Source organism: Citrobacter sp. 506 (genome assembly GCF_050434985.1).
GTDB classification, from domain to species: domain Bacteria; phylum Pseudomonadota; class Gammaproteobacteria; order Enterobacterales; family Enterobacteriaceae; genus Citrobacter; species Citrobacter braakii.
On record NZ_JBNDJN010000001.1, the window covers coordinates 452250 to 479164 of the forward strand.

Below are 26915 nucleotides of genomic sequence, written 5' to 3' on the forward strand. Positions count from 1 at the left end.
AATAAGCCGGGTGAGCAAAAGTTAATGAATTTTTAACAAAAGCCCGTTATGGTGACGCATTATTGTTTTTATTCAGGAAGTGTTATGGGGAATAAGTATTCTGGCCTGCAAATTGGCATTCACTGGCTGGTCTTTTTGTTGGTCATTGTGGCCTACAGCGCTATGGAGTTTCGCGGATTTTTCCCGCGCAGCTATCGTCCCTTATTTAACATGGTGCACGTATCCTGTGGCATCACTATTTTAACGCTGATGGTGGCGCGTCTGCTGGTCAGGCTAAAATATCCGGCACCGCCGATTGTGCCAAAACCGAAGCCGATGATGACCGGAATGGCGCATCTGGGGCATCTGGTTATCTATCTGCTGTTTATTGTTCTGCCGATTATTGGACTGGTGATGATGTACAACCGGGGTAACCCGTGGATTGCATTCGGCATCGTTATGCCGCATGCGGCAGAGGCCAATTTTGATGTAGTGGATATGCTGAAGTCCTGGCACGTGACGCTGGCAAATCTGGGCTATTTTGTTATTGCTCTGCATGCCGCTGCGGCCCTGATGCACCACTATTTCTGGAAGGACAATACGCTGCTGCGCATGATGCCGCGAAAACGCTCCTGATGTAATGCCCCGCAAATGCGGGGTATTTTTTTAGCCGATTATTTTTCCAGACATCATAAAAACTTACCGACAAGATGGTTAAACAACGTCCAGTTCATCACACTCGCTACTTGATTGCTGCTCTTATTAAAACTACTGTATATAAATACAGTAAATGAGAGGCAGATTATTATGTTGTTTTTCCAGCCTGCGGAACGCCGCGAAATTAAACACTTTCCGTTATTTAGCGATCTTGTGCCCTGCGGTTTTCCATCTCCTGCACAGGACTACGTTGAGAAACGTATCGACCTCAATGACCTGCTGGTACGGCATCCCAGCGCAACCTATTTTGTTAAATCATCTGGCGACTCTATGAGGGGAGCAGGGATCGGCGAGGGCGATTTACTGATTGTCGACAGCGCCAGAAAACCTGCCCATGGAGACATCGTTATTGCCGCCGTTGAGGGCGAATTCACCGTTAAACGCCTGCAATTACATCCGGTTGTGATGCTGAAACCAGAGAACAGCGCCTACGCGCCGATCATGATTAGCAGCGAGGACACGCTGGATATATTTGGCGTGGTGACATTTATCATTAAAGCAGCGGGCTGATGATGTTTGCACTGGTGGATGTTAACGCGTTTTATGCCAGCTGTGAGTCGGCATTCCGGCCTGATCTGAAAGGGAAGCCCGTTGTCGTTCTTTCAAACAACGATGGCTGCGTTATTGCCAGCAGCGTAGAGGCAAAGGCGCTTGGCGTTAATATGGGCGCTCCGTACTTCAAACAGAAAGATCTGTTCAGGCGCTATGGCGTGTTCTGTTTTAGTTCGAACTACGAACTGTATGCGGATATGAGCAGCAGGGTGATGTCGATTCTGGAGGAGTTATCGCCACGCGTGGAGATATACAGTATTGATGAAGCCTTTTGTGATTTAACGGGCGTGCGAAACTGCAGGGATCTTACGGATTTTGGTCAGGAAATCAGAGCAACCATTTTGCAGAAAACACGTCTCACGGTTGGGGTCGGCATTGCTCAGACCAAAACCCTGGCCAAACTGGCGAACCATGCGGCCAAAAAGTGGCAGGAACAGACGGGCGGAGTCGTGGATCTCTCAAATATTGAACGCCAGCGTAAGCTGATGGCAGCACTCCCGGTTGATGAAGTCTGGGGCATCGGACGCCGCATCGGCAAAAAACTGGACGTCATGGGCATTAAAACGGTTCTCGACCTGGCGGATACCGATATTCGCTTCATTCGTAAACATTTCAGCGTCGTGCTTGAGCGAACCGTCCGGGAATTGCGTGGTGAACCTTGTCTGGCGCTGGAAGAGTTTGCGCCGGATAAGCAGGAAATTATCTGCTCAAGATCGTTTGGTGAAAAACTCACGGATTACAACGCCATGAGAGAGGCCATTTGCACCTATGCTTCACGTGCTGCGGAAAAGCTGCGCAGAGAACACCAGTACTGCCGGTTTATCTCTACGTTTATCAAAACCAGTCCGTTTGCCCTGAATGAACCTTATTACGGTAACAGCGCATCGATAAAACTGCTGACGCCAACTCAGGATAGCCGGGACATTATTACAGCAGCCACGCGCAGCCTGGACGCCGTTTGGCGAGAGGGGCTACGTTATCAAAAAGCGGGCGTTATGCTGGGGGATTTTTTTAGCTCTGGCGTTGCACAGCTGAATCTTTTTGATAATAACGCCCCGCGGCGTAACAGCGATAAATTGATGGACCTACTGGATACTCTTAATGCTGAACAGGGGAAAGGAACGCTCTACTTTGCCGGGCAAGGGATACAGCAGCCGTGGGCGATGAAGCGAGACATGCTTTCACCACGTTATACAACGAGATACAGTGATTTGCTGCGGGTAAATTGATAGCCAAACAAGGCTTCCGCCCACCTTATTTATACCGGATCAATTATCCTTTCAATGACAGGACGTTGTAAATTGCCAACGATTCCATAACCTTGGATACCTTTCCAGCGCGGCTAAATTAGCGCTCCTTTAATACTTCGATAAGAGACAAAGTTGATATTCAAAAAGTTGGATTGTTGTGAACTCAGGAGTAGGATTATTTCTATCTGATAGAACCAGTTATCGAACTGGCTTATACGAGTTGTTTGTTTTTCACTTACGAAAAGGTGGTGCTGGTAATGAGTACATTCATCATTCGTTTATTAATTTTTTCTCTCTTATGCGGTTCTTTCTCAATACGTGCTGAAGAGCAGAACGGTATGAAACTTGAGCGGGTTGTGATAGTGAGTCGTCATGGAGTAAGAGCACCTACGAAGTTCACTCCAATAATGAAAGATGTCACACCCGATCAATGGCCACAATGGGATGTGCCGTTAGGATGGCTAACGCCTCGTGGGGGAGAACTTGTTTCTGAATTAGGTCAGTATCAACGTTTATGGTTCACGAGAAAAGGTCTGTTGAATAATCAAACGTGCCCATCTCCAGGGCAGGTTGCTGTTATTGCAGACACGGATCAACGCACCCGTAAAACGGGGGAGGCGTTTCTGGCTGGGTTAGCACCAAAATGTCAAATTCAAGTGCATTATCAGAAGGATGAAGAAAAAACTGATCCTCTTTTTAATCCGGTAAAAATGGGGAAATGTTCGTTTAACACATTGAAGGTTAAAAACGCTATTCTGGAACGGGCCGGAGGAAATATTGAACTGTATACCCAACGCTATCAATCTTCGTTTCGGACCCTGGAAAATGTTTTAAATTTCTCACAATCGGAGACATGTAAGACTACAGAGAAGTCTACGAAATGCACATTACCAGAGGCTTTACCGTCTGAACTTAAGGTAACTCCTGACAATGTATCATTACCTGGTGCCTGGAGTCTTTCTTCCACGCTGACTGAGATATTTCTGTTGCAAGAGGCCCAGGGAATGCCACAGGTAGCCTGGGGGCGTATTACGGGGGAAAAAGAATGGAGAGATTTGTTAAGTCTGCATAACGCTCAGTTTGATCTTTTGCAAAGAACTCCAGAAGTTGCCCGTAGTAGAGCCACACCATTACTCGATATGATAGACACTGCATTATTGACAAATGGTACGACAGAAAACAGGTATGGTATAAAATTACCCGTATCTCTGTTGTTTATTGCTGGTCATGATACCAATCTTGCAAATTTAAGCGGGGCTTTAGATCTTAACTGGTCGCTGCCCGGTCAACCCGATAATACCCCTCCTGGTGGGGAGCTTGTATTCGAAAAGTGGAAAAGAACCAGTGATAATACGGATTGGGTTCAGGTTTCATTTGTTTATCAGACGCTGAGAGATATGAGGGATATACAACCGTTGTCGTTAGAAAAACCTGCCGGCAAAGTTGATTTAAAATTAATTGCATGTGAAGAGAAAAATAGTCAGGGAATGTGTTCGTTAAAAAGTTTTTCCAGACTCATTAAGGAAATTCGCGTGCCAGAGTGTGCAGTTACGGAATAAGTAACTAATTATTATATATATAGCGTATTAAAAAATAGAAACCCCCGGTTTGTAGTCGGGGGTATTCGTATTGATCATAATTACATGAGTCTTTCAATTGCCTGTTCTTTGCGAGTGACAATCCAGTTACGCTGCTCCAGAAAAAATCCGGACTGTTCAGCGATGCAGAATACATCGACAAAGCGCTCGGTGTTGCGGCTCTAAAACCGCTTAACACGGTGATATGCCCACATATGTCTAAATGTGCTGTTTGTGCAACTCATTAAAGAATAACAAGTTATTTATTTTACAATTAGTTAAAAAGATTGATAGTATACCCCCCTATAGTATTTGGAGGGCGTATGCCGCATTCACCCGAAGATAAAAAACGCATTCTCACCCGTGTACGCCGTATTCGCGGTCAGGTTGATGCGCTTGAGCGCGCGCTGGAGTCCGGCGAGCCGTGTTTGGCTATCCTGCAACAAATTGCCGCCGTGCGCGGCGCATCCAATGGCCTGATGGGCGAAATGGTTGAGATCCACCTGAAAGACGAACTGGTCAGCGGGGAAACAACCCCAGACCAGCGTGCCGTGCGCATGGCTGAAATCGGCCATCTTCTGCGTGCTTATCTAAAATAACACCATCACCTCGCAATAATGGGAAGAGACAAATGAAATCACGTGCAGCAGTTGCATTCGGCCCTGGCCAACCGTTAAAAATTGTCGAAATCGATGTCGCACCGCCAAAGAAAGGTGAAGTGCTGGTTAAAATTACCCACACCGGCGTGTGCCATACTGATGCTTTTACGCTCTCAGGCGACGATCCGGAAGGGGTTTTCCCGGCGGTGCTCGGCCATGAAGGTGGCGGCATTGTGGTTGAAGTGGGTGAAGGCGTTACCAGCCTGAAACCGGGCGATCATGTGATCCCGCTATACACCGCAGAATGTGGCGAGTGTAAGTTCTGTAAATCGGGTAAAACTAACCTGTGTCAGGCCGTACGTGCGACCCAGGGCAAAGGTCTGATGCCGGATGGCACAACCCGTTTCTCGTATAACGGCGAGCCGATTTATCACTATATGGGCACCAGCACCTTCAGCGAATACACCGTTTGCGCGGAGATCTCTCTGGCGAAGGTTAACCCGCAGGCTCCGCTGGACAAAGTGTGTCTGCTGGGGTGTGGCGTGACCACCGGTATCGGAGCGGTCCATAACACCGCAAAAGTGAAAGAAGGTGATACCGTCGCCGTATTTGGTCTGGGCGGCATTGGCCTGGCGGTGATTCAGGGCGCGGCGCAGGCGAAAGCCGGGCGTATTCTGGCCGTTGATACCAATCCGGAAAAATTTACGCTGGCAGGTGAAATGGGCGCGACCGATTTCATCAATCCGAAGGATTACGACAAACCGATTCAGGATGTGATTGTCGAGCTTACCGATGGCGGCGTGGACTTTAGTTTCGAATGTATCGGTAACGTTAACGTGATGCGCGCGGCGCTGGAATGCTGCCATAAAGGATGGGGCGAAAGCATCATTATTGGCGTGGCAGGAGCCGGACAAGAGATCAAAACGCGTCCGTTCCAGTTGGTTACCGGGCGTGTCTGGCGCGGTTCCGCATTTGGCGGCGTGAAGGGTCGTACTCAGCTTCCTGGTATGGTTGAAGATGCGATGAGCGGGAAAATTCAGTTGGATCCGTTTATTACCCACCGTTTACCGCTGGAGCAGATTAACGACGCGTTCGATTTAATGCATCAGGGTAAATCCATCCGTACCGTTATCCACTTTGGCGATAACTGATTCATTGGCCAGCGGATTTCACCGCTGGCACTTTCCTGAATTTTTTAGAATTATGTTGTGAAAGTGTGACGAATCCGGCGCTTTTCACGGTAAGTAAACTTCCCGGATTGCCGATGACTATCTAACGGGCGTGTTTTCACGCATAAACCCTACAAGAGAGTCGACGGTCATGGACAACACTACATCGATGCAAGCCCAGCATAAACTGGGCTTTCTGCATCAAATCCGGCTGGTTCCGCTGTTTTCCTCCATTCTCGGTGGCATCCTTCTGCTGTTCGCCTTAAGTTCCGGGCTGGCAAGCTATTTTCTTATGCAGGCCGATCGCGATCAGCGCGACGTGACCGATGAGATTCAGGTCAGGATGGGGTTATCTAACAGCTCTAACCACTTGCGTACCGCGCGTATCAACATGATCCACGCCGGCGCGGCGAGCCGTATTGCCGAAATGGATGACATGAAGGCCAATATCGCCGAGGCAGAAAAACGGATTAAGCAATCGCAGGACGGTTTCAATGCTTATATGTCACGCGCGGTAAAAACGTCTGCCGATGAAGCGTTAGACGCTGAACTGAGCGCCAGCTTCAAAGCCTATACCGACGGCTTACAGCCGATGCTGAAGTACGCTAAAAACGGCATGTTTGAAGCGATCATCAACCATGAAAATGAACAGGCCAGACCGCTGGACTCTGCGTACAACAAGGTGCTGTTAAAGGCGATCGACATTCGTACCACCAGGGCGCATCAGTTAAGCGAGCAGGCGCATCAGCGTACACAGCTTGGTATGGCTTTTATGCTGGGCGCATTTGTTCTTGCGCTGGCGCTGACCGTGATGACGTTCATTGTTCTGCGCCGTACCGTCATTCATCCTCTGTTGCGTGCCGCCCAGCGTATTGAGCAAATTTCAGCGGGGGATCTCACCATGCCGGAGGAACCGACCGGGCGCAGCGAAATTGGTCGCCTGAGCCGCCATCTGCAAACAATGCAACGTTCGCTGGGGACAACGGTAGGCACGGTGCGTCAGGGCGCGGAAGAGATTTATCGCGGTACCAGTGAGATTTCGGCGGGGAACACCGATCTGTCTTCACGTACTGAACAACAGGCTGCGGCGATTGAACAAACGGCGGCCAGCATGGAAGAGTTGACGGCGACGGTGAAGCAAAACGCCGACAACGCGCATCATGCGAGCAAGCTGGCAGAAGATGCCTCCGGTAAGGCCAGTCGGGGCGGTCAGATGGTTTCTGGCGTGGTCAAAACCATGGGCAATATCTCAACGAGTTCAAAGAAAATCTCCGAAATCACAGCCGTTATTAACAGCATTGCTTTCCAGACCAATATTCTGGCGCTGAACGCAGCGGTTGAAGCGGCGCGGGCTGGAGAGCAGGGCCGTGGATTTGCCGTGGTTGCCAGTGAGGTGCGCACGCTGGCAAGCCGCAGCGCTCAGGCGGCAAAAGAGATTGAAGGGTTGATCAGCGAATCAGTCCGACTGATTGATCAGGGATCCGGAGAAGTGGTCGCCGCGGGCAATACGATGACGGATATTGTCGATGCGGTAAAACGCGTCACCGACATTATGCTGGAAATTGCAGCGGCTTCTGATGAGCAGAGCCGGGGTATCGTCCAGGTGAGTCAGGCAATTTCAGAAATGGATAAGGTAACGCAGCAAAATGCCTCGCTGGTTGAAGAAGCCTCTGCCGCAGCGGCATCGCTGGAAGAGCAGGCGGCGCGCTTAACGGAAGCTGTTGGCACATTCCGTTTAACAGGGACAAGTGCTATTAAACGCGCGCCTGTGACGACAAAGCCTGACCATTCACGCCCGCAGGCGGCAACTGCCAGTGGCGATAACTGGGAAACGTTTTAACAATAAAATCAATTAAGGGACCTGATGGTCCCTTAATTTTTGGCATCAAAACGGCACGGTTTTGCGTATTGCGGCGATCAGGATCTGTGCGGCCTGAGAGAGCTGCACATCGACACGGGTAAGAATGCCGATGGGTTCACCCGCACCGTGGGTGGGTATCGGCAACGACACCAGCGTCGCCTGGCGTAAATCTTCTCTAACTGCGCCTGAAGGGACAAACCACACATAGTCGTAATCGACCGTCAGTTGGCGGGAGAGCGATGCTGACAGCGTTTCAATACAGCCCGGCGGCATTTTGCAGCCCTGACTTTGCAACAACGCCTCTGCGTGCTGGCGAGGGGCGGTTCCTTTTGGTGAAACCACCACCGGCCACTCCATCACCCGACTCAGCGTGATGGTTTCCTGCAACAACGGGTGGTTAGGGCGCACGACCAGTTTGAGCGATTCCAGAAATAACAGCTCGTAGTTCAGACCAACCATCAATTCCGGATCGGCCATACGGCCAATGCCGAGATCAATTTCCCCTGACTTTAAACCCGCCAGGATCATGGGATTACTCATGGTGGCAACCTGCAGCGTGGTCTCCATTTGCTGCTTATGGAACGGGCCAATGACCGCCGGCAGAATGCCCAGGGCCGCGGTGGGTAAGGCGCCAATCCGTACGACATCCGTCTGTGACTCTTCGCGCTGGTTTAAGGCTTGTCCGGCGGTGTTGAGCGCATCCAGCACTCTGACTGCGTGGGTAAGAAACTGTTCTCCGGGCAGCGTTAATTGCGCGCCAAGGCGGCCACGCTCAAAGAGCCGGGTACCGGTCAGTTGCTCCAGTTCATTCAGCGTTTTGGAGAGGGCTGGTTGGCTCAGGTTAAGGGTCTCAGCCGCGCGGCCCAACGTTCCCTGCTGTGCAACGGCGACAAAAGTATGAAGGTGGCGCAAGCGAATGCGCTGATTGAACAGAACATTTTTTTCCATAAGCGATGTTAAAAACAGAGTCGTATCGGTGACAAGTGAAGTTGTTCGATTTTGATAACTTGATAGCAAAATATTATTAACATTTATCCTATTTTACTTACAACTGATTTATTTTGCTTATGTTTTGTACAGCGCCACCGGGTGGTGGGATCATGGAAAGAATCCGTCCAGTCGATATACTTTCGTTATTGTTTGCTTTTGAACCATTCTCTTCACAAGGCACTGATTAATGATAGATGTAATAGGGCACCTTAACCCCGATAGCGATGCCATTTGTACCGCCGCCATGACGGCGCGTTGGCTTACTTTACGTGGCCAGCAGGCGACGGCATGGCGTCTGGGCGAACCTAACCGCGAAACGCAATTTATCTTTGAGCATGCGGGGCTGACGATGCCTGAACGGCTGACGTTTGAACTGACCGATCGTGATGTGTGGCTGGTCGATTTCACCGAGCCTGCCCAGGGGCCGGCATCGCTGGCAGAAAGTAACGTCGTGGGAATTATCGATCATCACCGACTCGGTGGATTAGTCACTCGTCTGCCACCTGAAGTATGGGTGAAGCCAGTCGGCAGTAGCGCGACGCTGTTATGGCAACTGATGTCGGAAGAGGAGCGCAGCCAGTTGTCTGCCGCTGAGGCCGTTTTATTGCTGGGTGCCGCATTGAGTGACACTGTCACGCTTCGTTCGCCAACGACCACCTCTGACGATCGCCTGGCGGTGGAGGCCCTGGCCCAAAAAACCGGTGTGGATCTCGAGGCGTTTAGTCGCGACCTGCTGTCTGCTAAAACAAGCGTGGAAGGCATGAGCGCCCGCGAGCTTCTGCAGAAAGACATTAAAACCTTCAACATTCATGGACATTCGGTTTGTGTGGCGCAGCTTGAACTGTATGCGCTGCAACAGGTGGATGCGGTGCTGGACGATCTCCGTCTGGAAATGGCACGCTATGCTGAGGAAAAGAATGCCGCGCTGGTTGTACTGATGCTCACCGATATCAAGCTGGGCGACACCAGCCTGTGGTTTGCCGGTTCAGCGCTGTCAGACATCCCACAGCCCTGTAAGGTGGAGGGGATGCTCAGCCGTAAAAAACAGATGTTGCCCTGGCTGGAAAGTCATTTAAAACCACGCCAGTAGGTTCTGTTCACCGTCTGTAGGGGGGGGAAATTTACGCGGGGTCACACTTTGTAAATTCTTCCCACCGGAGTCAGCGGCGTTTTCTACACTCCAGGTAATATTCACTGGAGGCATGACATTATGGCGAACACCATCACGGCAGATGAGATTCGGGAACAATTTTCGCAGGCAATGTCAGCAATGTACCAGCAGGAAGTCCCGCAATATGGCACGTTGCTGGAACTTGTCGCTGATGTGAATCTGGCGGTACTGGAAAATAATCCTACGCTGCATGAAAAACTGGCGAATGCAGATGAGCTGGCCCGGCTAAACGTTGAGCGCCACGGCGCCATTCGGGTGGGCACTGCGCAGGAGCTTTCTACGCTACGCCGGATGTTTGCCATTATGGGCATGTATCCGGTGAGTTATTACGATCTCTCCCAGGCCGGTGTTCCCGTGCATTCCACCGCGTTTCGTCCCATTGACGATGCGTCGCTTTCGCGCAACCCGTTTCGGGTATTCACCTCGTTATTGCGGCTCGAATTAATCGAAAACGCCGCGTTACGGCAAAAAGCCGCGGAGATCCTCGCGAAACGCGATATTTTCACCCGTCGTTGTCACGAACTGCTGAATGAGTTTGATGTGCAGGGCAGTTTTACGCCTGAGCAGGCGCAGGAGTTTGTGCAAGAAGCGCTGGAAACTTTCCGCTGGCATCAGCATGCCACGGTCGATGAGGCGACCTATCACGCATTGCACAATGAGCACCGGCTGATTGCTGATGTGGTGTGTTTCCCTGGGTGTCATATTAACCATCTGACGCCGCGTACGCTGGATATCGACCGGGTTCAGTCGATGATGCCGGAGTGCGGCATTGAACCCAAAATACTGATTGAAGGGCCACCGCGCCGCGAGGTGCCCATTTTATTGCGTCAGACCAGTTTTAAAGCGCTGGAAGAGCCGGTGTTATTTGCCGGTGAAATGCGTGGCACTCACACGGCGCGTTTTGGTGAAATCGAACAGCGCGGCGTGGCCCTGACGCCGAAAGGCAGAGCGTTGTACGACGAATTGCTGAATAAAGCGGGAACGGGAAAAGACAACCTGACGCATCAGCTGCATTTGCAGGAGGTGTTCAAAGCATTCCCGGACAGCGAATTTCTGCTGCGCCAGCAGGGGCTTGCCTGGTTCCGCTACCGGCTGACGCCGTCGGGCGAGGCGCATCGACAGGCGATTCGCCCGGATGACGACCCGCAACCGCTCATTGAGCGGGGCTGGCTGGTTGCTCAGCCCATTACCTACGAAGATTTTTTACCGGTGAGCGCCGCGGGGATTTTCCAGTCTAATTTGGGGAATGAAACTCAGGCCCGTAGCCACGGTAATTCCAGCCGCGACGCGTTTGAACAGGCGCTGGGTTGTGCGGTTTATGATGAGTTTGCGTTGTATCAGGAGGCGCAAGATCGCAGTAAACGGCGGTGTGGTTTACTTTAATTGAATTTACATGGGATTCGGTCTGTTCCCATCGACATAAAATATTTTCGATTTTGTACAGATAATCGGCGACCAACAATTGGATTATTAATGAATTTTGTCTAGAGTGAGCGGTCAGAAATGTGCACTCTCTTGCCGCTGATTATGGCCGGCGCGGGACCATTTACACGACCAGAAGGACTCACTTTCAGGCATGAATCGCAGACGATTTATTAAAGGTTCAATGGCAATGGCCGCCGTGTGCGGAACCAGTGGTATTGCATCACTCTTTTCCAGCGCCGCCTTTGCGGCAGAGTCTGACATTGCAGACGGAAAAACCGTACGTTTTGATTTTTCCGTTCTGCAATCGATGGCCCATGACTTAGCACAGAAGCCCTGGGGCGGCGCACCGCGCGCGTTACCTGACACGCTGGCCAAACTGACGCCTCAGGCCTACAACAGCATTCAATATGACCCAGAGCAGTCTCTGTGGAACAATGTTGAAAATCGTCAGCTTGATGCGCAGTTCTTCCATGTGGGAATGGGCTTTCGTCGCCGTGTACGCATGTTCTCGGTTGATGGCAGCACGCATATGGCGCGCGAAATCCACTTCCGTCCGGAACTGTTTAAATACAATGATGCGGGTGTGGATACCAAACAGCTGGAAGGGCAGACTGACCTCGGGTTCGCCGGGTTCCGCGTGTTTAAAGCGCCAGAATTAGCCCGTCGCGATATCGTTTCTTTCCTGGGCGCCAGCTATTTCCGCGCCGTGGATGACACCTATCAGTACGGTTTATCGGCCCGCGGTCTGGCGGTAGATACCTACACCGACAGCAAAGAAGAGTTTCCTGATTTCACCTCTTTCTGGTTCGAAACGGTCAAACCGGGCGCAACCTCCTTTACCGTGTATGCGCTTCTCGACAGCCCCAGCGTAACCGGTGCATTTAAGTTCGTGATCCACTGCGAGAAAACGCAGGTGATCATGGATGTACAAAACCACATCTATGCGCGCAAAGACATCAAGCAGCTCGGTATTGCACCGATGACCAGCATGTTTAGCTGCGGCAACAACGAACGTCGGATGTGTGACACCATTCACCCGCAAATTCATGATTCCGACCGTCTGGCGATGTGGCGGGGCAATGGCGAGTGGATCTGCCGCCCGCTGAATAACCCGCAAAAACTGCAGTTCAACGCCTATACCGATAACAACCCGAAAGGGTTTGGCTTGCTGCAGCTCGATCGCGACTTCTCCCATTACCAGGATATCATGGGCTGGTACAACAAGCGTCCGAGCCTGTGGGTCGAACCGCGTAACCAGTGGGGCAAGGGGACTATCGGCCTGATGGAGATCCCGACGACCGGCGAAACGCTGGATAACGTCGTCTGCTTCTGGCAGCCTGAAAGGTCGATCAAAGCGGGCGATGATCTGGAATTCAAATATCGCCTGTACTGGAGTGCTCAGCCGCCGGTGCGTTCACCGCTGGCTCGCGTGATGGCGACCCGAACAGGCATGGGCGGCTTCCCGGAAGGATGGGCGCCGGGCGAGCACTACCCGGAAAAATGGGCGCGACGTTTTGCTGTTGATTTCGTTGGTGGCGATCTAAAAGCCGCCGCGCCGAAGGGTATTGAACCGGTGATTACGCTCTCCAGCGGTGAAGCGAAACAGATTGAGATCCTTTACGTGGAACCTATCGACGGTTATCGGATTCAGTTTGACTGGTATCCGACCTCTGACTCAACCGATCCGGTAGATATGCGTATGTTCCTGCGTTGTCAGGGCGACGCCATCAGTGAAACCTGGCTGTATCAGTACTTCCCGCCAGCGCCGGATAAACGTCAGTACGTTGACGACCGCGAGATGCGTTAATCACTCCCTTTACGGCTCTCCGAATGGGGAGCCGTATCCGTAATCCTCTTCACAACCATTCTGTACACTATTTACTCGATCCCGTTCGCATTTTTCTGTAAGTCAAGTGGGTACTCTGGAGGTGTGTATTTCTTATACACGTTCTTTTCCACTAACAGGGAGAAAGTATGTTTCCAGAATACAGAGACCTTATTTCCCGACTGAAATCCGAGAACCCTCGCTTTCTGTCCTTATTCGAAAAACACAACAGCCTTGATCATGAGATCTCCAGACTGGAAGGTTCGGATGGTCGGGGGTATAGTTTGGACATTGTTCGCCTTAAGAAACAGAAACTCCACCTGAAGGAAGATCTGCTCAAAATATTGCAAAAAGAGAGTGTCAGTGAGAGCTAAGTAAAACGGCGCTTGCTGTGTAAAAGGGCTTCCAAAAGGGAGCCCTTCCTGTTTTTATTTGATGAGCAGGGTGGCCTGCTTAACCATCATAATGGAATGAAAATGTCAGAAGTGATTACCATCAATGACACGCTGGAACTGCGTGCCGTAGAAGAGCAACACGTCACGCCTCTGCATCAGTTGGTGCTTAAAAATAAACGCTGGCTCCAGCAGTCGCTTAACTGGCCGCAGTTTGTTGCCTCTGAGGAGGACACCCGCAAGAATGTGCAGGGCAATATGATGTTGCACCAGCGCGGTTACGCCAAAATGTTCCTGATTTTTGCGCAAGAAAATGTGGTCGGGGTTATCTCGTTTAACCAGATAGAACCGCTAAACAAAGCGGCTTATATCGGCTACTGGCTGGATGAGGAGCATCAGGGTAAAGGCATCATGTCCCAGGCGCTACAGGCCTTAATTCATCATTATGCGCAGCGTCAGGAGATTCGCCGCTTCGTGATTAAATGTCGCGTAGAAAACGTTGAGAGCAACCAGGTGGCGCTACGTAATGGCTTCCAACTGGAAGGATGTATGCAACAGGCGGAATTCCTTAATGGTGATTACTGTGATGTGAATCTCTACGCCCGTATCATTGATGGCTCTTCAGAATAAACCTGCGATAGGCGTGCGCGTAATGCGCTGTTCACCGTTAATCACTTTCGGTCCGCGTAGGTGAATGGCATCGCCATCAAACGCCTGGATATGCGCCTGACCGGCTATCTCAATGTGATGCTCGATCAGCACTTCGCCCAGCACGCAGACGTGGCCTTCAATCAGGATGTGGTCGTCTAACTGGAGCGGTCCACCGCGTAATTGCGCATGACCGCCGACCAGCACGTGGTGTTTCAGCACGCAGTTACCTTCAACTACCGCGTGCTCCGCCACCTGCGAACTGTAGCGTAGGGTAGGTATGGCATCTTCTTCGCTCCCGGCGATGACGCGCGCATATCCATAGACTTTGGCGCAATCGCAAATCCAGACATTGTTCTCTTCATTACCTTCCACCTGTGCGAAATCAAAAACTTCCGCCCGATGTTCAATAAAGGCATAGTTGATTTTCGCATCGCCATAGATCTGCGCCTGATGCACCACTCGTGAGTGGCTGACAAAAGCCCGATCATAAATTTGCAGGAGCTGGTCGCTTTCACGGGTTAGCCCCCTGGCGGCGATGATTTCAGAGTCACGCACCACGCGCGCATCACCAAAGAGAAGGCACTCGCCGCGAACCACAGAATCCTGAATAGTGACGTTGTCACGTATTTGCGCATTATGACTGATTTCAGCCCGGTCAATCCACACGTCATCGCTAATTTGCGCGCCATCTCTGACCACGCTTGCCTGAGTAATGCGGGCGTTTCCTGTAATCGTCGCGCCGGAAAATGCGAGCGCGTTTTCATCGTAAATCCAGCAATCACCGCTTTGTGAGAGCACGCTTTCATTGTCAATCCAGCCACCGGGCGTGCCGGCCTGGACATCATTAAAATCAGTGAGCGCAATGATTTGGCGTAGTAATACGCTTTTTTTATTGCCATTATCCTGGTAACTAAAGGATCGAGACTCATCGCTGAGACGATATTTGGTCATAGCTCATTTCCATGTTGCGCACCTTAGTTAAACGTAGCAAAGTTTTCCGCACTGGCTAAATCAGCGGAAATTCCATAAAATGTATTTCAAATATACTTTAAAAAATAAACAAAATGAGTAAGAACAAGCAGAGTGAGCGGGTCCTCAATCTTCCGGCCGGTTATTTTGGCATGGTACTGGGCATCATTGGGATGGGGTTTGCGTGGCGTTATGCCAGTCAGGTGTGGCCAGTGAGTCACTTGATTGGCGACGGTTTAGTGATCCTCGCAATGGTCATTTGGGGGCTGCTGACGCTGGCCTTTCTTAGCCGTTTACTGCGTTTTCCGCATAGCGTATTGGCGGAAATTCGTCACCCGGTGATGAGCAGCTTTGTCAGTCTGTTTCCGGCCACAACGATGCTGGTCGCGATTGGTTTTGTCCCGTGGTATCGAGCGCTGGCGATTGGGTTGTTCAGCATTGGCGTGGTGATACAGCTGGCCTACGCCGCCTGGCAAACGGCAGGGTTGTGGCGTGGATCGCATCCAGAGGAAGCCACCACGCCGGGTCTGTATCTGCCGACCGTCGCCAATAACTTTATCAGTGCAATGGCCTGTGGCGCACTGGGTTTCAACGACGCAGGATTGGTGTTTTTAGGCGCCGGGGTTTTTTCCTGGCTCAGCCTGGAGCCGGTGATTCTGCAACGTTTACGTAGCTGCGGCGAGTTGCCTGCGGTGTTACGTACTTCACTTGGCATTCAACTGGCGCCTGCGCTGGTCGCCTGCAGCGCCTGGCTTAGCGTCAACGGCGGCGAGGGCGATACGTTAGCCAAAATGTTGTTCGGCTATGGTCTGCTGCAACTTTTGTTCATGCTACGGCTCATGCCGTGGTATTTGTCACAGCCATTTAATGCGTCTTTCTGGAGCTTCTCGTTTGGCGTGTCGGCTCTGGCAACAACAGGGCTGCATCTGGGCCACGGTAGCGAGTCAGGATTTTTTCATACGCTGGCGATCCCACTGTTTATTTTTACCAATTTTATCATTGCATTATTACTGGTACGTACGTTTGCATTGCTGATGCAGGGGAAACTGCTCATCCGCACGGAGCGTGCTGCATTACTGAAATCTGAGGATAAATAATGACCCTTTGCGACGAAAACTACTTTACTGAGAAATACGATTTAACTCGTACGCATTCCGATGTTGTTGAAGCGGCAAAAATTGTTAAGCCAGGTAAAACGTTAGACCTGGGCTGCGGTAACGGTCGTAACAGCCTGTACCTTGCGGCAAACGGTTATGACGTGACAGCATTAGATAAAAATCCCATGAGCATCGCTAACCTTGAGCGTATCAAAGCGGCGGAAGGGCTGACCAATCTGCACGCGAACGTCGCGGATCTCAACGCATTACGCATTGACGGCGAATATGATTTTATTCTTTCTACCGTTGTGCTGATGTTCCTTGAAGCCAAAACTATCCCTGGCCTTATTGAAAATATGCAGCGTTGCACTAAACCGGGCGGATATAACTTAATCGTCGCGGCGATGGATACCGATGATTTTCCGTGTACCGTGGGTTTCCCGTTCGCGTTTAAAACCGGAGAATTGCGCAATTATTACAGCGGATGGGATCTGCTGAAATATAACGAAGACGTGGGTGAACTTCATCGTACGGATGAAAACGGTAATCGAATTAAACTGCGCTTTGCCACAATGCTGGCACGCAAAACTGCCTGAACCTCCCGCCTGGGTTAACTCTTTCTGCGCTCAGCATTTTTTGTGCCGGGCGTAGAGAGAAAATTGTGCGGTGTTTACCATTTTTAGTACATCCAAAATGAAACGGTTTTGCTATCCTTTTTAAGCATCATTGCGAAAACTAAAGGGATCGTTTCATGCGTACTCAAACTTTATTTAAAGTTGCAGTGCTTACTGGCTTGTTGGCATTATCCGGCTGTGCGTCAAAAGTGACTGCGCCGGATAAATATTCTGGGTTTTTAAAAAATTACTCTGATTTGAAGGAAACACAATCAGCATCGGGACAAACCGTACTCCGTTGGGTTGATCCGAGCTACAACGAATCCAAATATGACAACATTGTATATAACCCGGTAACGTATTATCCGGTTCCTAAACCTACCACGCAGGTAGGGCAGCAGGTTCTTGATCAACTGCTGACCTACACCAATACCCAGTTGAAATCCGCCATCAGCAAGCGTAAGCCCCTGGTTACTACCCCTGGGCCACGTAGCCTGATTTTCCGCGGAGCGATTACCGGTGTTGCAACGAGCAAAGAAGGACTGCAGTTCTATGAAGTGATCCCGGTTGCGCTACTCGTTGCGGGAACACAAATGGCAACGGGTCACCGTACCATGGATACCAACCTCTATTTCGAGGGTGAGTTGATTGATGCTGCGACCAATAAACCGGTAATTAAAGTTGTACGTAAGGGTGAAGGTAAAGATCTGAGCAACGAAAATACGCCGATGACATTCGAAACGTTGAAGAAAGTTGTTGATGACATGGCGACGGATGCCACCATGTTTGACGTGAACAAAAAACCACAATAATAATCAACGCACCATCTCAGGATGGTGCGTTTTTTTTATGCCACCCGGCGTCGATAGAATAGTTTACCCATCAGCACTTCTGGTCGGGCAAACATCACCATATTCCCCAGTAAAATCAATACTAATCCGGCAATAGCGTTAACCTGCCAGACGTATCCTTCATACAATGTTGACAGCGTTAGCGCAACCAGTGGGAAAAGCAGGGTGCTGTATGCCGCCCTACTGGGACCAATGCGACCTACCAGTGTGAAATAAGCGCCGAAAGCAATCACTGAGCCAAAAATAGCCAGATATAACAGTGCGCTGAGATAGCTGAATGTCCACTGTGGCGTAAAATTGTCCCCGCGCATCAGCGCAATGGCAGCGATCAACAGCGTGCCGTACAGCATGGCCCAACTGTTGGTCGTTAACACTTCCAGCCCTTTTTTCTGGTGACGCATGCTGATCATATTCCCCAATGAGAAGCCGAAGGTTCCAAGGGCGCTTAAGCCGATACCCAGCAGCAAGGAATGATTGAATCCGCTGTTGAGCAAATCCTGCCAGAAAAGAGTCACAATGCCCGTCAGTCCAAGACCGGCTGCGATATAGAAACGCAGCGGTGGTCTTTGCCCAAAAAAGATGAAGCTATTGACCGCATTGAACAGGACGGCCATTGAGAAAATCACCGACTCCAGGCCGGTATTAATCCAGGCCGCAGCCGTATAAAAACACCAGAAGTTGAAGCAAAAAACGCATCCACCCTGTAACAGACAAAACAGATGATCGCGACCAGACAGTTTGCGTAATTTACCGCTAACCAGCAGGATCACTATCATCAGCGAACTGGCAACGGCGAAGCGCCAAAAGATAGAAACCGGCGCAGAAACCGGGCCCTGCTGCAAATAAATCGCAATCCATGTCGTTCCCCAAATTACCACCACCAGGCAGTACAACAGTGCGTTCATACAACTCTCTCTTTTTTGGATTCAGGTTCACACTGTGTCATGTCTGGCGGCAGGAGGCTTTCATCGGTTTGCGGCGGACTTGCAAAATCTTGCGCTTTTTTAGCGTAAAAGCGAAAAGGAAGCTGTTAACAATATGTGGCTGTTATAGACTGAAAGCCTGCTAACTTATTTTGAATGTGATGGTATGCCTCAGCCCTACGATGCCTTTGAAAACTTACGCAAACATAATGCCGTGCTGCATGAATCGGTTGCGTTACATTCAGGGATCCAACTGGCGGCCTGGTCAAACAAGCGCGATACCATCACCCAGTATTGCGATCACCATACGCTCAGTTTATATATCGCGGATGGCTACGAGAGTTACCACAAAACGGCGGGGGGCTGGAAGAATGGCGGCGGACCGGACCGTTTTTGCCTGATGCCGAAAGAGAGCGAGTCAAGTTGGGATATCCGCGACGATCTTTCCTTTGTTCATCTCTATTGTACCGACGAACATCTGCGCGAAGTGGGGGAAAAAGTCTGGGATAAAAGCCCCTATAGCTTCACGCTGGACGAGCACACGTTTGGCAGTGACCCGGGGATCACGGCGGTTTACCGTCAGTTTCTGCTTGATAACGACTGGCAGCAACCGGCCAATCACCTCACGCTCAGCGCGGCATCTTCGCTACTGTTAACGCATCTGATCCAGCATTACAGCAACGTTCAATGGCGACTGCCCACCGTCACCGGGGGACTCGCGCCCGTCACCTTGCGTAACGTGCTGGCCTATATTGACGCGCATCTGGCGTACCCAATCACCCTGAACGATCTGGCTAGCGAGGCGGCGCTTAGCGAATTCCATTTTGCCAGAATGTTTCGCCAGTCGATGAATATGGCACCGCATCAGTACGTGATGCAACGTCGTATGGCGCTGGCGCAGCATCTGGTCTGTTACACTTCACGCAGTTTGTCAGATATTGCGATGACCTGCGGATTCAGTTCGGCAAGCCATTTTAGTAACCGGTTTAAACAGGTAACCGGTAAAACGGCAACGCAGCTACGTGCGGCGAAATAACGTCAACACGGCGTAGCAGATACCGCCGACGACCAGCCCCCAGAATGCAGATCCAACCCCCAATAACGTCAGGCCGCTGGCCGTGACCAAAAACGTAACGATGGCTGCGTCGCGTTCCGCTTCATTATGCAACGCCTGATACAAACTACCGCTAATTGTCCCGAGCAAGGCCAGACCGGCCAGCATCTGGATCCAGCTTACGGGTAGTGCCGCCATTAGTCCTGTGACTGAACCGCCAAACACCCCTGCCAGAAGATAGAAGACGCCAGCCGCGGCGGCGGCGAGCCAGCGTCGTTTGGCATCAGGATGCGCTTCGGGACTTTGGCAAATTGCGGCGGTTATGGCGGCAATGCAGATGGAGTAGACACCAAACGGCGAAAACAGCAGCGCCAGCAGGCCGGTAAAGATAATGAGCGGTGAAACGGGTAATGAATAGCCCGACGCATTCATAGTGGCAATACCTGGGGCATTTTGCGAAGCCATGGTAACCAGAAACAGCGGCAGCGCAATGCTGATACTGTGGGCAAATGAAAAGTGTGGGGCAATAAACGCAGGCATGACCGGCGATAAATTCACTCCGCTTGTGACAATGTCACCTTTTATTAGCGCGATAGCGATACCCGCCAGCATCGCGGCGATCGTCGCGTACCGTGGGGCTGTGACTTTAAATACCAGCCATGCCACCAGCATACTACCGCACAAAATAAGCTCACTGTTGAGGCTATTAAAGGCCTGCAGACCAAAGCGCAGTAGGATCCCGGCCAGCATGGCTGATGCCAGTGAGTGGGGGATTATTTTCATCAGACGGGCAAACAATCCGGTTATGCCGCACAGCACAATCAACGCGTTAGCTACGATAAAAACGCCGATAGCATCCTGAATCGATACCCCGTGCAGACCCGTAACCAGCAGCGCGGCGCCAGGTGTTGACCAGGCCGTGAGCACAGGAGCGCGATACCATAACGTCAGCGCCAGCGTACTGACGCCCATTGCAATCCCCAGCGCGGTCATCCAGCCCGCGATTTGATCGGTGGTCGCACCTGCGGCCAGGGCCGCTTGCCAGATAATGGCAGCCGAGCTGGCGTAACCGACCAGGACAGCCACAAAACCCGATAATACGGTGGGTAGTGGGATGGAAAATGCGCGCATAGTCACTCCGTGTGCGTTATAACGGTCAATCAATGTAGCACTGTGCGTTATAGCGTACAAGTGCTAAGCTGTAGCCTTGAGAAAGGAGAGTCAGGAAGGCGAAAAATGGAAAACTTAACCCACTATCTGGCCACAACGCTCCGCACGCTACGTCACCAGCGGGAATGGAGCCTGTCACGTTTGGCGGAGGAAACCGGCGTGTCAAAAGCCATGTTGGGGCAGATTGAGCGCAACGAATCCAGCCCAACGGTGGCGACATTGTGGAAAATTGCTACCGGACTGAACGTGCCATTCTCGACGTTTATTTCACCGCCAGAGTCAGACGGCGCGCCAACATTCGATCCCCAGCAGCAGGCGATGGTCGTCACGCCATTGTTTCCGTGGGACCCACAGCTGTGCTTCGATCATTTTTCGATACAGCTGGCACCCGGCGCACTCAGTGAATCGACTCCGCATGAAACCGGCGTTATAGAGCACGTGGTGGTGATAAATGGGCTGCTGGATATGAGTATTGAGGGGCAGTGGCGCACCATGAAATCCGGCGAGGGGGTGCGTTTTGCGGGAGACGGGGCGCATAGCTACCGTAACAGTAGCGAACAAACGGTTCACTTTCATTCCCTGATCCATTACCCGCGCGGTTAATCGGGAAAACTATTCCGAAAAGCCGCGCTTGTGACTACAATAGCCGCCATTTTTACCACTTGTGGATGGTAACAACTGTATGCGCCAGCAGCCTCATCACCTTGAATTGTTAAGCCCGGCCCGGGATACCGCCATTGCACGTGAAGCCATTTTGCACGGCGCTGACGCCGTTTACATTGGCGGACCGGGTTTTGGCGCGCGTCATAACGCCAGTAACAGCCTGAAAGATATCGCTGAACTGGTGCCGTTTGCGCATCGTTACGGGGCGAAAATCTTTGTGACGCTGAATACAATCTTGCATGATGATGAGCTGGAGCCCGCACAGCGATTAATTACCGATCTGTATCAGACCGGCGTTGACGCTCTGATTGTGCAGGATATGGGGATTCTGGAGCTGGATATTCCTCCCATTGAGCTGCATGCCAGCACCCAATGTGATATTCGCAGCGTCGAGAAGGCGAAGTTTCTTTCTGACGTCGGATTCACCCAAATTGTCCTCGCACGCGAACTGAGCCTTGAGCAGATAAACGCCATTCATCAGGCTACGGATGCGACTATTGAATTTTTCATTCACGGTGCGCTGTGCGTCGCCTATTCAGGCCAGTGTTATATTTCACATGCGCAAACCGGACGTAGCGCCAACCGCGGCGACTGTTCTCAGGCTTGTCGTCTGCCGTATACCCTGAAAGACGATCAGGGGCGCGTGGTGTCCTACGAAAAACATCTGCTGTCGATGAAAGATAACGATCAGACCGCTAACCTCGGCGCGTTGATTGACGCAGGCGTGCGATCCTTCAAAATTGAAGGGCGCTATAAAGACATGAGCTATGTGAAGAATATTACCGCGCATTATCGTCAGATGCTGGACGCCATAATTGAAGAGCGCGGCGATCTTGCCCGTTCTTCAGCCGGGCGTACCGAACATTTCTTTACTCCATCCACGGAAAAGACCTTCCATCGCGGCAGCACCGATTATTTTGTGAATGCCCGTAAGGGGGATATCGGCGCATTCGACTCACCAAAGTTCATCGGTCTGCCGGTTGGCGAAGTCCTGAAGGTGGCAAAAGATCATCTCGATGTTGAGGTAACAGAACCGCTGGCCAACGGGGATGGTCTGAACGTGTTAATCAAGCGTGAGGTCGTCGGATTTCGCGCCAACACCGTTGAAAAAACGGGGCACAATCGTTATCGGGTGTGGCCGAATGAAATGCCCGCCGACCTGCACAAAGTGCGCGCCAACCATCCGCTGAACCGCAATCTCGATCATAACTGGCAGCAGGCGTTGACCAAAACCTCCAGCGAACGCCGCGTCGCGGTCGATATTGAGCTGGGCGGCTGGCAGGAACAGTTGATCCTGACGCTCACCAGTGAGGAGGGGGTGAGTATCACCCATACGCTGGACGGCCAGTTTGAGGAAGCGAACAATGCAGAAAAAGCGTTGAGCAACCTACAGGATGGTCTGGCAAAACTGGGACAAACGCTGTATTACGCCCGTAATATTCAGGTGAATCTGCCGGGAGCATTGTTCGTGCCTAACGGCCAACTGAATCAGCTGCGACGTGAAGCGGTCGACATGCTGGATGCCGCTCGTTTGCAAAACTATCAGCGCGGTCGCCGTAAACCGGTTGCCCAGCCGGCGCCGGTTTACCCGCAAACGCATCTGAGCTTTCTGGCTAACGTCTACAACCATAAAGCGCGAGAGTTTTATCACCGTTATGGCGTGCAGTTGATTGATGCCGCCTATGAGGCGCATGAAGAAAAGGGCGATGTGCCGGTGATGATCACCAAACATTGCCTGCGTTTTGCGTTTAACCTGTGTCCGAAACAGGCGAAAGGAAATATCAAAAGCTGGAAAGCCACGCCGATGCAGTTGGTTAACGGCGATGAGGTCCTGACGCTGAAATTTGATTGCCGACCGTGCGAAATGCACGTGATCGGCAAGATGAAACATCACATTCTGAAGATGCCGTTGCCGGGCAGCGTGGTGGCTTCCGTCAGCCCTGAAGAACTGCTGAAAACGTTGCCAAAGCGTAAAAGCTAACGGTTAGCTCTGATGTGTATCGGGTTTGCGTGATTTTTGCCAGTAATGGTGTTCGCGAAGATCGGCGGCGGATTCTTCCGCCGTCATTCGTAGTTCATCGCTGTCGGCTGTGTGTCGTAATAAGTGATCGGCATCCTGCACCTGAAGATATTCATGTCCCTGATTAGTAGCGAGAAGCTGACCGGAAAAAAGCGCGCTGGCCAGCAATAACACCGTTAACCCTTTCTTAAACATCATGCACCCTCTGGTACGTTAGCTGCGGAATTGACGATAATTTCGCCAGGTGACTATTCAATATTTTAATCGGGTTAATGACAATCTCTGTTTTGTCATTTCGATGTTTTTTACATTTTTGTTTAGATAACGTTGGGATTTGTCACAACCGGGCAGTGCAGCGCTGCCCGGTTGTTATCAGGGAGAGAATCAGGATTTAAACCCGGCGGCCGTCATCAGGAGACGAAAGAACATACCAACGGCGGCCAGGGCCAGCACGCTGCCGCCCCAGAGGATCACCAGCCACATCAGGCGTTTCCAGATTGTTTGTTGCATCAATGATACCCCTCACCATGTTGAACTTTGCCGCGGAAAACGTAGTAGCTCCAGAAGGTGTACACCAGGATTATCGGGATAATCAGCAGCGCGCCAACCAACATAAAGCCCTGACTCTGCGCCGGAGCTGCCGCCTGCCACAGCGTAATGGACGGTGGAATGATGTGGGGCCAGATACTGATCCCCAGCCCGCTGAACCCGAGAAAAATCAGCCCCAGCGTCAATACAAAAGGCAGCGTATGGCTGTTTTGCTGACCCAACGAGCGCCACAGCCAGAGGCTAATCAGCGCAACCAGGAGCGGAACCGGCATCAGGAACCACAGATTAGGCAGGCTAAACCAACGCTCGGCAATGGCGCTGTGCGCCAGCGGCGTCCACAGACTGATAATGGCAATGACAACCAGCATCGCCAGCAGCAGTTTTCTTGCCACGCAGCGCATTTTATCCTGCAACGGATTTTCGCTTTTCATCACCAGCCATGTTGCCCCCAACAGGGCGTAGGCTACAACCAGGCCCACGCCGCAGAACAGGGTAAAGGGGGTCAGCCAGTCGAAAGGACCGCCGCTGTAGCTGCGTCCGGTGACGGAAAATCCATTGAGTACGGCACCGACCACAATACCCTGAGTGAATGTCGCGAGGATTGAACCGCCGAGAAAAGCTTTATCCCAGAATGGTCGATGCGCCGGCGTGGCTTTGAAGCGAAACTCAAACGCGACGCCGCGAAATATCAGGCCGATGAGCATCAGGGTCAACGGGATCGTCAGCGCATCGACAATCACCGCATAGGCCAGGGGAAAAGCGCCGAATAATCCGGCGCCGCCCAACACCAGCCAGGTTTCATTACCGTCCCATACCGGGGCGACGCTGTTGACCATCACATCGCGGTCATCCGCATCCGAAATCGCAGGGAATAAAATACCGATCCCGAGATCAAAACCGTCCATCACGATATACATCAGCGTGGCGAACACGATAATTACAAACCAGATAACTGATAAATCGATACCCATTAGCGGTGTGCCTCCGGTTGAGAATCGAGAACGACAGCAGAAAGCGGCCGCGCCGGCGTGCCTGTTGGTGGAATGGTCGGTTCATCTTCCTGTGGTCCTTTGCGGATCAGGCGGATCATGTAGCTGTAACCCACGCCAAACACCGAGCTATACACCACAAAGAAAGACAGTAGGCTGATGCTCATATGTAAATCACCATGTGCGGAAACCGCATCCGCCGTACGTTGCAAACCGTAAACCACCCACGGCTGACGGCCAACTTCGGTGGTCACCCAGCCAGCAAGGATGGCAATCAGACCGGAGGGCCCCATCCACAATGCAAAGCGCAGGAAAGGACGTGAGGTGTATAGCCGCTGCTTATAACGCAACCACAGGGCAAACGCGCCCAGCAGGATCATCAGCATGCCTAACCCTGCCATAATGCGAAACGACCAGAACACGATGGTGGAATTGGGCCTGTCTTCCTTTGGAAATTCTTTTAACGCCGGGACCTGTTTATCCAGACTATGAGTCAGGATCAGGCTGCCCAGCGCCGGGATTTCCAGCCCATAGCGGGTGCGCTCCTGCTCCATATCCGGCCAGCCGAACAACAGCAGCGGGGTCGGTTCACCGGGCGGATTTTCCCAGTGTCCTTCAATCGCCGCAATTTTTGCAGGCTGGTGCTTCAGCGTATTCAACCCGTGCATATCGCCAATTAAGGCCTGCAGCGGAGCGACGATTAACGTCATCCACAGCGCCATTGAAAACATAGCGCGAATTGCTGGCGTGCTATTACCGCGCAATAAATGCCATGCGGCTGATGCCGCGACAAACAGCGCGCTGCTCAGGAAGGCGGCAACGGACATATGCAGCAAACGATAAGGGAATGACGGATTGAAAATCACGGCGAACCAGTCGACGGGAACGACTTGCCCGTTAACAATTTCATAGCCCTGTGGCGTTTGCATCCAGCTGTTGGAGGCGAGGATCCAGAAGGTAGAAATAATAGTACCCAGCGCAACCATACAGGTCGCGAAGAAGTGAAGCCCTGGGCCAACCCGATTCCAGCCAAACAGCATTACCCCGAGGAAGCCTGCTTCGAGGAAGAAGGCGGTTAATACTTCATAGGTCAGCAGCGGCCCGGTGATGCTACCGGCGAACTCAGAAAAACCACTCCAGTTCGTGCCGAACTGATAAGCCATCACCAGCCCGGAAACCACGCCCATACCAAAGTTTACGGCGAATATTTTCGACCAGAAATGGTATAGCGAGCGCCAGGTCGGATTTTTCGTTTTTAACCATAACCCTTCGAGCACCGCCAGATAACTGGCGAGGCCAATGGTAATCGCCGGAAAGATGATGTGAAAGGATACCGTAAACGCGAACTGGATCCTCGCCAGGTGAAACGCGTCAAGACCGAACATGCTTAGCTCCGCAGGCAAAATTGATTTAGCGCAATTCTAAGGCTGCGAAGCAATGGAAGGCAGAAACAGAACAGTTCTTTTTAACCATAACAGTTGTCGTGCTGTTATAGGTTAGCCTGGCTGATATGAAATCTGGAACCTGGATTCCTGTTATTGAATCGCGTCCTCCCCACGCGAGTGATTTTACGCTATCACTAGCGAGGTAATGAAAAGGTAATCATAAATGTTTACTTTGTGCGTATAATAGACGACAGGGAGGCGCAGTGAAGCAAAGTGAGTTCAGACGCTGGCTTGAATCTCAGGGAGTGGCTGTTACAAACGGCTCAAATCATCTGAAGTTGAGGTATCAGGGAAGGCGTAGCGTTATGCCCAGGCATCCTGGTGATGAAATAAAAGAAGCCTTGCGAAAATCGATCCTGAAGCAGCTTGGCTTACAGTCATCATCAATATGAGGTTAATTATATGAGAGATTT

27 protein-coding genes are annotated in these 26915 nt (G+C 51.5%); 19 read left to right on the top strand and 8 right to left on the bottom strand.

The window, feature by feature from the left end; all coding sequences use genetic code 11:
- Positions 1-84 precede the first annotated feature (84 nt).
- From cybB to ABIE10_RS02355, 7 genes are all read left to right on the top strand, one after another.
- Positions 85-615, top strand: a complete 531-nt coding sequence (cybB, locus tag ABIE10_RS02325) for a cytochrome b561 (protein ID WP_019076843.1) — start codon at positions 85-87, stop codon at positions 613-615.
- 171 nt (positions 616-786) lie between these two features.
- The gene (locus ABIE10_RS02330; RefSeq protein WP_016153176.1) at positions 787-1206 is read left to right on the top strand and encodes a translesion error-prone DNA polymerase V autoproteolytic subunit; all 420 of its coding nucleotides are present in this window, start codon (positions 787-789) and stop codon (positions 1204-1206) included.
- A gap of 2 nt (positions 1207-1208) precedes the next feature.
- The gene (locus tag ABIE10_RS02335) at positions 1209-2477 is read left to right on the top strand and encodes a Y-family DNA polymerase (protein WP_047499135.1); all 1269 of its coding nucleotides are present in this window, start codon (positions 1209-1211) and stop codon (positions 2475-2477) included.
- 278 nt (positions 2478-2755) lie between these two features.
- Positions 2756-4057, top strand: coding sequence for an AppA family phytase/histidine-type acid phosphatase (locus tag ABIE10_RS02340; protein ID WP_429154570.1), 1302 nt, complete (start codon positions 2756-2758; stop codon positions 4055-4057).
- A 341-nt stretch (positions 4058-4398) separates the two neighbouring features.
- Positions 4399-4674 (top strand): metal/formaldehyde-sensitive transcriptional repressor, encoded by a 276-nt coding sequence (locus ABIE10_RS02345; protein WP_003833178.1) that lies wholly within the window; start codon positions 4399-4401, stop codon positions 4672-4674.
- A 32-nt stretch (positions 4675-4706) separates the two neighbouring features.
- Positions 4707-5825 carry an S-(hydroxymethyl)glutathione dehydrogenase/class III alcohol dehydrogenase gene (locus tag ABIE10_RS02350; protein ID WP_016153173.1) on the top strand — a complete coding sequence of 373 codons (1119 nt, stop codon included), beginning with the start codon at positions 4707-4709 and terminating at the stop codon, positions 5823-5825.
- A gap of 169 nt (positions 5826-5994) precedes the next feature.
- Positions 5995-7683 (top strand): methyl-accepting chemotaxis protein, encoded by a 1689-nt coding sequence (locus ABIE10_RS02355; protein ID WP_103766337.1) that lies wholly within the window; start codon positions 5995-5997, stop codon positions 7681-7683.
- A gap of 45 nt (positions 7684-7728) precedes the next feature.
- Here ABIE10_RS02355 and pcaQ read toward each other — a convergent pair whose 3' ends face one another.
- Entirely contained in the window at positions 7729-8652 is a 924-nt protein-coding gene (gene pcaQ / locus ABIE10_RS02360; RefSeq protein WP_003020288.1) for a pca operon transcription factor PcaQ, read from the bottom strand.
- A gap of 229 nt (positions 8653-8881) precedes the next feature.
- Between pcaQ and ABIE10_RS02365 the strand changes: the two genes are divergently transcribed.
- The 5 genes from ABIE10_RS02365 (at position 8882) to rimL (ending at position 14137) form a co-directional block, all read left to right on the top strand.
- Entirely contained in the window at positions 8882-9784 is a 903-nt protein-coding gene (locus ABIE10_RS02365; protein ID WP_429154574.1) for a manganese-dependent inorganic pyrophosphatase, read from the top strand.
- A gap of 120 nt (positions 9785-9904) precedes the next feature.
- Positions 9905-11248: a 2-oxoadipate dioxygenase/decarboxylase HglS gene (hglS, locus tag ABIE10_RS02370; RefSeq protein ID WP_429154577.1), complete on the top strand. Its 1344-nt coding sequence runs from the start codon at positions 9905-9907 to the stop codon at positions 11246-11248.
- Positions 11249-11441: 193 nt separating this feature from the next.
- On the top strand, positions 11442-13097 hold the full coding sequence (locus ABIE10_RS02375) for a glucan biosynthesis protein D (protein ID WP_049282406.1): 1656 nt from the start codon (positions 11442-11444) through the stop codon (positions 13095-13097).
- A gap of 167 nt (positions 13098-13264) precedes the next feature.
- Complete coding sequence (locus ABIE10_RS02380; RefSeq protein ID WP_003833168.1) at positions 13265-13489, top strand: YdcH family protein; 225 nt, start codon at positions 13265-13267, stop codon at positions 13487-13489.
- Positions 13490-13591: 102 nt separating this feature from the next.
- Complete coding sequence (gene rimL / locus ABIE10_RS02385) at positions 13592-14137, top strand: 50S ribosomal protein L7/L12-serine acetyltransferase (RefSeq protein ID WP_429154581.1); 546 nt, start codon at positions 13592-13594, stop codon at positions 14135-14137.
- Here the strand turns inward: rimL and ydcK are convergent.
- Positions 14129-15109, bottom strand: a complete 981-nt coding sequence (gene ydcK / locus ABIE10_RS02390) for a YdcK family protein (RefSeq protein ID WP_429154584.1) — start codon at positions 15107-15109, stop codon at positions 14129-14131. The genes rimL and ydcK overlap by 9 nt on opposite strands.
- 113 nt (positions 15110-15222) lie before the next feature.
- Here ydcK and tehA point away from each other — a divergent pair, with 113 nt between their 5' ends.
- The 3 genes from tehA (at position 15223) to ABIE10_RS02405 (ending at position 17650) form a co-directional block, all read left to right on the top strand.
- Entirely contained in the window at positions 15223-16224 is a 1002-nt protein-coding gene (tehA, locus tag ABIE10_RS02395) for a dicarboxylate transporter/tellurite-resistance protein TehA (protein WP_049270261.1), read from the top strand.
- Positions 16224-16820 (top strand): tellurite resistance methyltransferase TehB, encoded by a 597-nt coding sequence (tehB, locus tag ABIE10_RS02400; RefSeq protein ID WP_429154587.1) that lies wholly within the window; start codon positions 16224-16226, stop codon positions 16818-16820. Before tehA ends, tehB begins: the two co-directional genes overlap by 1 nt.
- Positions 16821-16975: 155 nt before the next feature.
- Complete coding sequence (locus tag ABIE10_RS02405; protein ID WP_047417362.1) at positions 16976-17650, top strand: DUF3313 domain-containing protein; 675 nt, start codon at positions 16976-16978, stop codon at positions 17648-17650.
- 35 nt (positions 17651-17685) lie between these two features.
- Here ABIE10_RS02405 and ABIE10_RS02410 read toward each other — a convergent pair whose 3' ends face one another.
- Entirely contained in the window at positions 17686-18594 is a 909-nt protein-coding gene (locus ABIE10_RS02410) for a DMT family transporter (RefSeq protein ID WP_016156589.1), read from the bottom strand.
- Positions 18595-18778: 184 nt separating this feature from the next.
- On the opposite strand from ABIE10_RS02410, the gene ABIE10_RS02415 reads away from it, so the two are divergent.
- Positions 18779-19648, top strand: coding sequence for an AraC family transcriptional regulator (locus ABIE10_RS02415; protein WP_153690350.1), 870 nt, complete (start codon positions 18779-18781; stop codon positions 19646-19648).
- On the opposite strand, the gene ABIE10_RS02420 is transcribed toward ABIE10_RS02415, so the two are convergent.
- Positions 19631-20797, bottom strand: a complete 1167-nt coding sequence (locus ABIE10_RS02420; protein ID WP_153690351.1) for a benzoate/H(+) symporter BenE family transporter — start codon at positions 20795-20797, stop codon at positions 19631-19633. The two genes, ABIE10_RS02415 and ABIE10_RS02420, sit on opposite strands and share 18 nt — an antisense overlap.
- Before the next feature lie 105 nt (positions 20798-20902).
- On the opposite strand from ABIE10_RS02420, the gene ABIE10_RS02425 reads away from it, so the two are divergent.
- Complete coding sequence (locus tag ABIE10_RS02425) at positions 20903-21439, top strand: helix-turn-helix domain-containing protein (protein ID WP_429154592.1); 537 nt, start codon at positions 20903-20905, stop codon at positions 21437-21439.
- A gap of 79 nt (positions 21440-21518) precedes the next feature.
- A complete protein-coding gene (locus tag ABIE10_RS02430) occupies positions 21519-23480 on the top strand; it encodes a peptidase U32 family protein (protein ID WP_019076832.1) in 1962 nt (653 codons plus the stop codon).
- 3 nt (positions 23481-23483) lie between these two features.
- On the opposite strand, the gene ABIE10_RS02435 is transcribed toward ABIE10_RS02430, so the two are convergent.
- The 4 genes from ABIE10_RS02435 to ABIE10_RS02450 all read right to left on the bottom strand — a co-directional run bounded on the left by ABIE10_RS02435 (position 23484) and on the right by ABIE10_RS02450 (position 26442).
- Positions 23484-23714, bottom strand: a complete 231-nt coding sequence (locus ABIE10_RS02435; protein WP_016153158.1) for a DUF2554 family protein — start codon at positions 23712-23714, stop codon at positions 23484-23486.
- 189 nt (positions 23715-23903) lie between these two features.
- Positions 23904-24029, bottom strand: a complete 126-nt coding sequence (locus ABIE10_RS02440; RefSeq protein ID WP_003020230.1) for a DUF2474 domain-containing protein — start codon at positions 24027-24029, stop codon at positions 23904-23906.
- Positions 24029-25039: a cytochrome d ubiquinol oxidase subunit II gene (cydB, locus tag ABIE10_RS02445; RefSeq protein WP_016153157.1), complete on the bottom strand. Its 1011-nt coding sequence runs from the start codon at positions 25037-25039 to the stop codon at positions 24029-24031. Before cydB ends, ABIE10_RS02440 begins: the two co-directional genes overlap by 1 nt.
- Positions 25039-26442, bottom strand: coding sequence for a cytochrome ubiquinol oxidase subunit I (locus tag ABIE10_RS02450; protein WP_047417372.1), 1404 nt, complete (start codon positions 26440-26442; stop codon positions 25039-25041). The genes cydB and ABIE10_RS02450 overlap by 1 nt, the downstream gene beginning before the upstream one ends.
- 263 nt (positions 26443-26705) lie before the next feature.
- On the opposite strand from ABIE10_RS02450, the gene ABIE10_RS02455 reads away from it, so the two are divergent.
- On the top strand, positions 26706-26894 hold the full coding sequence (locus tag ABIE10_RS02455; RefSeq protein WP_049259794.1) for a type II toxin-antitoxin system HicA family toxin: 189 nt from the start codon (positions 26706-26708) through the stop codon (positions 26892-26894).
- Positions 26895-26915 lie beyond the last annotated feature (21 nt).